General features: G+C 30.2%; 10 protein-coding genes and 1 pseudogene. 7 read left to right on the plus strand and 4 right to left on the minus strand.

The features are described 5' to 3' along the window. Positions 1-26 precede the first annotated feature (26 nt). From cgtA to AMN88_RS04435, 7 genes are read left to right on the plus strand one after another with little or no spacing between them, the layout of a single operon-like run. Positions 27-1,010 (plus strand): Obg family GTPase CgtA, encoded by a 984-nt coding sequence (cgtA, locus tag AMN88_RS04405; RefSeq protein ID WP_075536594.1) that lies wholly within the window; start codon positions 27-29, stop codon positions 1,008-1,010. Further along, positions 1,000-2,106 (plus strand): glutamate 5-kinase, encoded by a 1,107-nt coding sequence (gene proB / locus AMN88_RS04410; protein ID WP_075536595.1) that lies wholly within the window; start codon positions 1,000-1,002, stop codon positions 2,104-2,106. Before cgtA ends, proB begins: the two co-directional genes overlap by 11 nt. After that, positions 2,107-3,357, plus strand: a complete 1,251-nt coding sequence (locus AMN88_RS04415) for a glutamate-5-semialdehyde dehydrogenase (protein ID WP_075536596.1) — start codon at positions 2,107-2,109, stop codon at positions 3,355-3,357. It abuts the gene before it with no gap. Beyond that, positions 3,353-3,880, plus strand: a complete 528-nt coding sequence (nadD, locus tag AMN88_RS04420; RefSeq protein WP_256997792.1) for a nicotinate (nicotinamide) nucleotide adenylyltransferase — start codon at positions 3,353-3,355, stop codon at positions 3,878-3,880. The genes AMN88_RS04415 and nadD overlap by 5 nt, the downstream gene beginning before the upstream one ends. Positions 3,881-3,897: 17 nt before the next feature. Then, on the plus strand, positions 3,898-4,248 hold the full coding sequence (gene rsfS / locus AMN88_RS04425; RefSeq protein ID WP_075536597.1) for a ribosome silencing factor: 351 nt from the start codon (positions 3,898-3,900) through the stop codon (positions 4,246-4,248). After that, complete coding sequence (locus AMN88_RS04430; protein WP_082254627.1) at positions 4,245-5,384, plus strand: S41 family peptidase; 1,140 nt, start codon at positions 4,245-4,247, stop codon at positions 5,382-5,384. The genes rsfS and AMN88_RS04430 overlap by 4 nt, the downstream gene beginning before the upstream one ends. Before the next feature lies 1 nt (position 5,385). Next, positions 5,386-5,859 (plus strand): RNA pyrophosphohydrolase, encoded by a 474-nt coding sequence (locus tag AMN88_RS04435; RefSeq protein ID WP_075536598.1) that lies wholly within the window; start codon positions 5,386-5,388, stop codon positions 5,857-5,859. On the opposite strand, the gene atpC is transcribed toward AMN88_RS04435, so the two are convergent. From atpC to AMN88_RS04455, 4 genes and pseudogenes are all read right to left on the minus strand, one after another. Then, positions 5,851-6,243 carry an ATP synthase F1 subunit epsilon gene (atpC, locus tag AMN88_RS04440; protein WP_075536599.1) on the minus strand — a complete coding sequence of 131 codons (393 nt, stop codon included), beginning with the start codon at positions 6,241-6,243 and terminating at the stop codon, positions 5,851-5,853. The two genes, AMN88_RS04435 and atpC, sit on opposite strands and share 9 nt — an antisense overlap. Continuing rightward, positions 6,243-7,661: a F0F1 ATP synthase subunit beta gene (atpD, locus tag AMN88_RS04445; protein ID WP_075536600.1), complete on the minus strand. Its 1,419-nt coding sequence runs from the start codon at positions 7,659-7,661 to the stop codon at positions 6,243-6,245. Before atpD ends, atpC begins: the two co-directional genes overlap by 1 nt. A 2-nt stretch (positions 7,662-7,663) precedes the next feature. Beyond that, a complete protein-coding gene (locus tag AMN88_RS04450; RefSeq protein ID WP_075536601.1) occupies positions 7,664-8,536 on the minus strand; it encodes a F0F1 ATP synthase subunit gamma in 873 nt (290 codons plus the stop codon). Between the two features lie 6 nt (positions 8,537-8,542). Beyond that, positions 8,543-8,752: pseudogene (locus AMN88_RS04455) on the minus strand (F0F1 ATP synthase subunit alpha); the annotation flags it as partial.

The following is an 8,752-nucleotide window of genomic DNA, read 5'->3' on the forward strand; positions in this document are numbered from 1 at the left end:
CAACCAATTAAAATAGATGTTGTATTATGAAATTTCTCGATCAAGTTAAAATATATATTAAAGCTGGAAACGGCGGAGATGGATCTCCTAGTTTTAGAAGAGAGAAATATGTTGAGTTTGGTGGACCAGATGGTGGGGATGGTGGAAAAGGTGGATCAATTATTTTAAAGTCAGAGGAAAATTTAAATACCCTTATTGATTATCGATATCAACAACACCACAAAGCCGAACGTGGGGAAAACGGTTCCGGTCAAAATCGAACAGGAAAAGGTGGTGAAAATTTAATTTTAAAAGTTCCTCTAGGTACACAGGTATTTGAAGAGGATAACAAAACTCTTCTTTTCGATTTTAATAAAAAAGGTGAAGAATATGTTGCAGCTGCTGGTGGAAAAGGAGGTTTAGGAAACACAAGATTCAAAAGTTCTACAAATAGAGCTCCAAGAAAATTTACTAAAGGCACTATCGGAGAAGAATTTACAATATGGCTTCAATTAAAAACAATTGCTGATATTGGTATTATTGGATTACCAAATGCAGGAAAATCAAGTTTGTTAGCAGCATTAACAAACGCAAATCCAAAAATTGCAAATTACAAATTCACAACTATTAATCCAAACCTTGGCGTGGCTTCTTACGATGATAAAGAAATTACCATTGCAGATATACCAGGATTAGTTGAAGGAGCTCATGAAGGTATAGGCTTAGGAATACAGTTTTTAAAACATATAGAGAGATGTAAATCTTTACTACACTTAATCGATATCACCAACTTAGATCTGAATGAGTCTTATAATCAGGTAAAAAATGAATTAAAAAGCTACAGTGCAAAGTTATTAGAAAAAAAAGAACTAATTGTGCTTAATAAAATTGATTTGATTGATGAAGAAACAGCAAATGAAATTATAGATCATTTTTCAAAAGGTAAAAATTGCGAGATTATGACAATGACAACTTTGGAAAAAGAATCTGTATCAAAAATTAAAGCAAAACTTTTATCTTATGTATCTTAAAAACTCCAAAATTATTGTTGTCAAAATTGGATCATCTCTTCTAGTTGATCAAAATAAAAAAATTAGGAGACAATGGTTATCTAGTTTTGCAAAAGATATTAAAAAATTAAGAGATAAAAATCAAAAAGTAGTTATTGTTAGCTCTGGCGCTATTGCTTTAGGTTGCAAGAAAATGAATTATAACAAAAAAAATATTAAATTAGATAAGAGTCAAGCTATTGCTTCTATTGGTCAAATAGAGCTGATGAATTTATTTTCACAAACTTTCTCAAAGTATAAATTAAATATTTCTCAGATTTTGCTTACATTAGAAGATACTGAGGAAAGAAGAAGATCTCTAAATGCAAAACGAACTTTTGATAATCTTTTTGAACTTGGTTTTATTCCTGTAGTCAATGAAAATGATACTATTGCAACGAGTGAAATAAAATATGGAGATAATGATAGATTGGCATCTAGGGTTGCGCAAATTACAAACGCAGATACCTTAATTTTATTATCTGATGTTGATGGTTTGTATACAAAAAATCCTAAAATTTTTAAGGATGCTAAACTAATAAAGAAGATTGATGATCTAAAAAAAGATCTAAAAAATATTTATATTAAAGGTGTAAATGAATATGGAAGTGGTGGTATGCATACAAAAATCGAAGCAGCAAAAATATGTCAGCTTGCTGGTACTAGTATGGTTATTGCCAATGGACTATATTCAAATCCTATTTCAAAAATAATTGAAAAAAATAATTGTACTTGGTTTAGTCCTAAAATTTCAAAGTTAGATGCTAGAAAAAAATGGATAATAAGTTCTGTAGCACCTAAAGGAGCTTTAATAATTGATGATGGTGCTAAGAAAGCATTAAAATCTGGAAAAAGTTTGTTAGCAGCAGGAATTAGAAAAGTTTCGGGGAGATTTAACAAAGGTGATCATATTAAAGTATTAGATAAAAAAAATAATGAATGTGCTAGAGGGTTAAGCTCCTTTACTTCTGATGAGGTGGCTAAAATTATGGGTCATCACTCTAATGAAATTGAAAAATTATTAGGCTATGTTGCAAAATCAGAAGTTATTCATAAAGATGATATGGTGGAAATTTAAATGATTAAATATATGAATTTAATTGGAATAAAAGCTCGAAAAGCTAGTGAGTATAAAGTTTCAACTGAAGTAAAAAATAAAGTCTTAAATGATTACGCAAAATTAATTAAGAATGAAAAAAAATTTATTATAAATCAAAATTCAAAAGATATTAATTACGCAAGAAAAAAAGGGTTAAAAGAGAACTTAATCAAAAGACTTCATTTAAATGAAAATAAATTAGATGGAATAATAAATTCTATTTTAAAAATAGCTAAATTAAGGGACCCTATAGATAGCACTTTAGAAAAATGGAAAAGACCAAATGGTTTGAATATTAAAAGAGTATCAATACCAATTGGAGTTATTGGGGTTATTTATGAAAGTAGACCAAATGTAACTTCAGATGTTGCTAGTCTTTGTTTTAAATCTGGAAATGTAGTGATTTTGAAAGGTGGCTCTGAGGCCATAAACTCAAATAAAGCTTTAGCTAAGTTGTTTAGAAAAGCACTTAAAAAAAATAAAGTTAATGAAAACTTTATACAATTTATTGATTCAAAGCAAAGGAGGCTTGTGGATATTATGCTTTCTAAAATGAAAAAATATATCGATGTCATCATACCTCGTGGTGGAAAAAATTTAGTTAAAAAAGTTTTAGAATTATCTAAAGTACCTATAATTGGGCACTTAGAAGGGCTTTGTCATACTTATATAGATAAAGATGCAGAATTAAAAATGGCTAAAGAAGTTGTCTATAACGCTAAATTAAGAAATACAAGTATTTGTGGTGCGACTGAAACTATTCTTATTCACAAAAATGTAGTCAAAAAATTTAGTAATCCTATTTTGCAGGCACTTGAAAATAGTGGTTGTAAAATAATTGGCGATAAGATTTTGAAGAGTTATTACAAAGGCCAAGTATATCCTGCAAAAGAAAAAGATTGGTCAACTGAATATTTATCATCAATTGTATCTGTTAAAGTTGTTCAAAATTCTGTAGAGGCAATTAAGCATATTAATAAATACGGAACTATGCACACTGACTCCATCATTACAAAAAATAAAAAAACAGCAAAATATTTCTTAAAAAATGTTAAAAGCTCAATTGCAATGCATAATACCTCAACTCAATTTGCTGATGGTGGTGAATTTGGATTTGGTGGAGAAGTTGGTATTTCTACTAATACACTACCACCGAGAGGTCCTGTGGGTTTAAATCAATTGATTTCATATAAATATGAAATTACTAGTAATGGTAAAATAAGAAATTAAATTGAATAACACAAAAATAAAAATTGGTGTATTGGGCGGATCGTTTGATCCTGCTCATAAAGGACATTTGGCAATTTCTAAGGAAGCAAAAAAAAGATTTAAACTCAAAAAAATTATTTGGGCAATTACAAAAAAAAATCCATTTAAAATAGAGAGTAAGACAACTCTTGCTGACAGGATTAAATTTTGTAAAAAAATAATTGGTACAAATTCATTTATTAAGGTTAAATTTTATGAAAAAATTATTAAATCAAATAAAACTATAAATTTAATCAATCATTTAAAAAAAGATAAAAACATTGAAATTTATTTTTTAATGGGTGCCGACAACCTTATTAATTTTCATAAATGGCATAAATCTAAATTAATTTCACAAAAATGTAACATTCTAGTTTTTGATCGACATGGGTATAAAAAAAATTCTTTAAAATCAAAGACATTTAAGCAACTTAGTAAGGCCAATCTAGAGTTTGTTGAGTTTAATAAAGTCAACATTTCATCTTCTCAATTAAGAAAAATTTGATAATCTAAAATCAATTAATGGACAAAATTTCAGACTTAAAAGAAATTGTAATTAAAACACTAGATCTCAATAAAGCTCAAGACATTGTAACTATTGATCTTAAAGACAAAAGTTCTATGGCTGATTACATGATCATAGCAAGTGGAACATCATCTAGACATATTCAATCTTTATCAGAACAAGTTTTAGAAAAACTTAAAAATAACGGTGTAAAAGACTCAAAAATTGAGGGTAAAGAAAGTGGAGAATGGAAACTTGTTGATGGGATTGATTTGATTGTTCATATTTTTCATCCAGAAAAAAGAAAATTTTATGAATTAGAAAAAATTTGGTCAGAGCTAATTCCAAAAGAAAAAGTGATGATATGAAAAAAATTAAATTTTTATTATTAATTTTTTTTTCTGTTTTTTATTTAAATAAAACAGTTATTTCAGCTGAAATTGATATTTATAAAAAAATTGATCTCTTCGGTGAGGTTCTAGAAAAAATTAATAAAGAGTATGTTGATGAGTTCAACCAATCTGAGAGTATGGACTCTGCTATCAATGGACTTTTACAATCCTTAGATCCTTATTCATCCTACATGTCTCCTAAAATTTTTGATGAAATGCAAACAGAAACCAGTGGTGAATTTGGTGGACTAGGAATTGAAGTTAGTATGGAGGCTGGTGTGGTAAAAGTAATTTCACCAATAGATGATACACCTGCATCTAGGGCTGGATTAAAAGCTGGTGATTACATAGTCAAAATAAATGATGTCCAGGTTCAAGGAAAATCATTAAGTGAAGCTGTTGATTTAATGAGAGGACCTGTAGGTTCTGGAATAGAGTTAACAGTAAGACGGAGAGGCGAAAGAAAAGCGCTAACATTTAATATCATAAGAGAAGTTATTCAGGTTCAATCTGTAAAATCTGAAATTATAGATGAAAATATTGGATACATCAGGCTTACTTCATTTAACGATAACAGTAGTGATCAAATAGAAAAACAAATTAAAAAACTTAAGAAAGATAAAAACTTAAATTCATTTATTTTAGATTTAAGAAATAATCCTGGAGGTCTTTTATCTCAAGCAATAAAGATATCAGATTTTTTTCTGGAAAATGGAGAGATAGTTTCAACAAAAAGTAGAAAAAAATCTGAAAATAGAAAATGGTTTGCAAAAAAAGGAGATATTACCGATGGAAAAACACTATTGGTTTTAATTAACTATGGTTCAGCATCTGCATCTGAAATTGTTGCTGGAGCTTTAAAGGATCACAAAAGAGCAATCATCGTTGGTGAAAATAGCTTTGGTAAAGGTTCTGTCCAATCCATTATTCCTTTAAAAAATCGTGGTGCTATCAGATTAACTGTCGCAAAATATTATCTTCCTTCTGGAAAATCTATTTCTGAAGTAGGTGTTAGACCAGATATTGAAGTAAATGAAGAAGGTGATGATTTTAGAATAAAAACTGATACTGATAATCAATTAAACTACGCTATTAAGTTACTTAACGGATAATATGAATAAAAATTTAAAAGATTTACCACTGAGAAGTGGGGTAGGAATTATGTTATTAAATAAAGAAAATAAAGTATTCGTAGCGAAAAGAATAGATAATCCTAAAAATTTTTGGCAAATGCCTCAGGGTGGTGTTGATGAGGGAGAGGATAATTTAAAAGCTGCATTTAGAGAACTAGAGGAAGAAACAAGTATCAAAAGCGTAGAACTTATAAAAGAATTAGATGGTACATTAACCTATGATTTACCTGATAGATTACTAGGTATTATTTGGAAAGGTAAGTACAAAGGTCAGAAGCAAAAATGGTTTTTAATGCGATTTATTGGAAATGATAATGAAATAAATATTAATACATCTAATCCAGAATTTTTAGATTGGAAGTGGATTGACTTAGATTTAATTACTGATGTTGTTGTTGACTTTAAACATCATGTTTACAAGGAACTCAAAGAAAAAGTAAAAAAATTAATTTAGAGTTTTTAAAACTTCAACTTTTTGGTCTGCTAAATATTTAGATTGATCGTTAATATCGGTTTTATTAGCCTCTTCTTCTGCCTGTTTAAGTAAATCTTGTTGCTTTGATTTATCCATATCAGCAAGTTTAAAAATTGTACTTGTTAGAATAGATAGATTGTTATTTTTAAACTCAACAATCCCATCTTCAACATAGTAATTTTCATCACCTGATTTTGATAAAATCTTTATTATCCCAGGTTTTAAAAAGGAAATAATAGAAATATGATCCTTTAATATTCCCATCTCTCCTTCAAAAGCAGGGACCACAACTTCTGAAACATCATCTTTTACTAAAAATGATTTTTCAGGATTTACTATTTCAACTTTAAACTCTTCGCTCATTAAGCAGCAGCTTCTTGTTCCATTTTCTTAGCTTTTTCTATAGCTTCTTCAATTGTTCCAACCATATAAAAGGCAGCTTCAGGTAAGTGGTCATACTCACCTTTACAGATTGCATCAAAACCTTTGATAGTTGAGTCAAGATCAACAAGTTTTCCTGGAGAACCAGTGAATACCTCTGCAACAAAGAATGGTTGAGATAAAAATCTCTGGATTTTTCTTGCTCTTGCTACAACTAATTTATCTTCTTCTGATAACTCATCCATACCAAGAATAGCTATAATATCTTGTAGTGATTTATATGATTGTAGAATTCGTTGAACATCTCTTGCTACTCTATAATGTTCATCTCCAACAATTCTTGGATCTAAAATTCTTGATGTAGAATCAAGTGGATCTACAGCAGGATAAATACCAATTTCTGCAATTTGTCTTGAAAGTACAGTCGTTGCATCCAAGTGAGCAAACGATGTTGCTGGAGCGGGGTCTGTTAAATCATCAGCAGGTACATAAATTGCTTGTACAGATGTGATTGACCCTTTGTTTGTAGTCGTAATTCTTTCTTGTAGGTTACCCATGTCAGTAGCTAATGTCGGTTGATATCCAACAGCAGATGGAATTCTTCCCAACAAAGCTGAAACCTCTGATCCTGCCTGAGTAAATCTAAAAATGTTATCTACAAAGAAAAGTACGTCCTGACCTTCCTGATCTCTAAAGTATTCAGCTACAGTTAACCCTGTAAGCGCAACTCTTGCCCTTGCTCCAGGAGGTTCATTCATCTGTCCATAAACTAAAGCAGCTTTTGAACCAGCTCCATCTTTTTTAATTACTCCAGACTCAATCATTTCATGATAAAGGTCATTTCCTTCTCTAGTTCTCTCTCCGACTCCCGCAAAAACTGAAAAACCACCATGAGCTTTTGCAACGTTATTAATTAATTCCATAATTAAAACTGTTTTTCCTACTCCTGCTCCACCAAATAATCCGATCTTTCCACCTTTTGCATACGGTGCAAGCAAATCAATTACTTTGATGCCTGTTACAAGGATTTCAGTTTCTGTTGATTGGTCATTAAATTCAGGTGCAGCTCTATGAATTGGCCAACTTTCTTTGGTTTTAACTTCACCTCTTTCGTCAATTGGTTCCCCAATTACATTGATAATTCTTCCAAGAGTTTCAGGCCCAACCGGAACTTGAATAGGAGCATTTGTGTTGGTAACTTCATCACCTCTTTTTAGTCCTTCAGTAGCATCCATAGCAATTGTTCTTACAGTGGTTTCACCTAAGTGTTGTGCTACTTCTAAAACTAGTCTGTTATCACCATTTTTACATTCCAATGCTGTTAAAATTTCTGGTAGTTCACCATCAAATTTTACGTCTACTACCGCTCCAATAACTTGTGTGATTATTCCTTTGCTCATAATTATAAACTTTCTGCTCCTGATATGATTTCTATTAGTTCTTTTGTAATTGCTGCCTGACGACTTCTATTATATTCAATAGTAAGTTTGTCAACCATTTCACCTGCGTTTCGGGTTGCATTATCCATTGCACTCATTCTAGACCCTTGTTCGCTAGCTGAATTCTCTAACATTGCTTTAAATATTTGCGTAGAAATATTCTTTGGCAATAAATTGCTTAAAATTTCATCTTCATCTGGTTCAAATTCGTAACTTTCTTCTGAACTATTTTCTTCTCCCTCATTATTTAAAGGGATAATTTGCTGTGCTTGAGGAATTTGAGTAATTACATTTTTAAATTGGTTATAAAAAATTGTACAAACATCAAATTCACCTGCCTCAAATTTTTCAATTACCATTTTCCCAACTTTGTCAGCATCAAAATAATTTGCATTTTTAGACTCTTTGAAAGAAATATCTTCAATTATTTTATCACCATAAACTCTTTTTAATTGGTCGTTTCCTTTTGAGCCTACTGTAATAATTTTAAGTTCTTTACCTTCATCTAAAATTTTTGCAAAATAACTTTTAGCTTTTTTAATTATATTAGAATTAAATCCGCCGCATAAACCTCTATCAGAAGTCATCACCACACAAAGATGAGTTTTTTCTTGACCAGTCCCTGACAATAACTTTGGTGCATTTTCTTTATCAGATATACCATTTGATAAATTTAAAATAACATTATTCATCTTTTCAGAATAAGGTCTTCCCTTCTCAGCGCTTTCTTGAGCTCTTCTTAATTTAGCTGCTGCAACCATTTTCATAGCTTTAGTAATTTTTTGTGTAGACTTTACACTAGCTATTCTTTTTTTTAGGTCGTCTAAACTTGCCATAAATTATTAAGATTTAAAATTTGCTTTTAATTGAGTGATTACCTCAACAAGTAATTTTTCTTTATCTTCCTCAAGTTTTCCTGAAGTTAAAATTGACTCGATAATCTCAGGCTTATCTGATTTACATTTTTCAATAATCTTGCTCTCAAATTCAGCAACGTCTTTTAAATCAATATCGTCAAGATAACCTTTCACTCCACAAAATACTGAAATAAC

The organism is Candidatus Pelagibacter communis (genome assembly GCF_001180165.1).
GTDB lineage: Bacteria > Pseudomonadota > Alphaproteobacteria > Pelagibacterales > Pelagibacteraceae > Pelagibacter > Pelagibacter ubique_P.

Coding starts and splice junctions, on each gene's coding strand:
- atpD (WP_075536600.1), bottom strand. CDS start 7,661: ATGAGCAAAGGAATAATCACACAAGTTATTGGAGCGGTAGTAGACGTA.
- proB (WP_075536595.1), top strand. CDS start 1,000: ATGTATCTTAAAAACTCCAAAATTATTGTTGTCAAAATTGGATCATCT.
- AMN88_RS04435 (WP_075536598.1), top strand. CDS start 5,386: ATGAATAAAAATTTAAAAGATTTACCACTGAGAAGTGGGGTAGGAATT.
- cgtA (WP_075536594.1), top strand. CDS start 27: ATGAAATTTCTCGATCAAGTTAAAATATATATTAAAGCTGGAAACGGC.
- AMN88_RS04415 (WP_075536596.1), top strand. CDS start 2,107: ATGATTAAATATATGAATTTAATTGGAATAAAAGCTCGAAAAGCTAGT.
- atpC (WP_075536599.1), bottom strand. CDS start 6,243: ATGAGCGAAGAGTTTAAAGTTGAAATAGTAAATCCTGAAAAATCATTT.
- AMN88_RS04450 (WP_075536601.1), bottom strand. CDS start 8,536: ATGGCAAGTTTAGACGACCTAAAAAAAAGAATAGCTAGTGTAAAGTCT.
- rsfS (WP_075536597.1), top strand. CDS start 3,898: ATGGACAAAATTTCAGACTTAAAAGAAATTGTAATTAAAACACTAGAT.
- AMN88_RS04430 (WP_082254627.1), top strand. CDS start 4,245: ATGAAAAAAATTAAATTTTTATTATTAATTTTTTTTTCTGTTTTTTAT.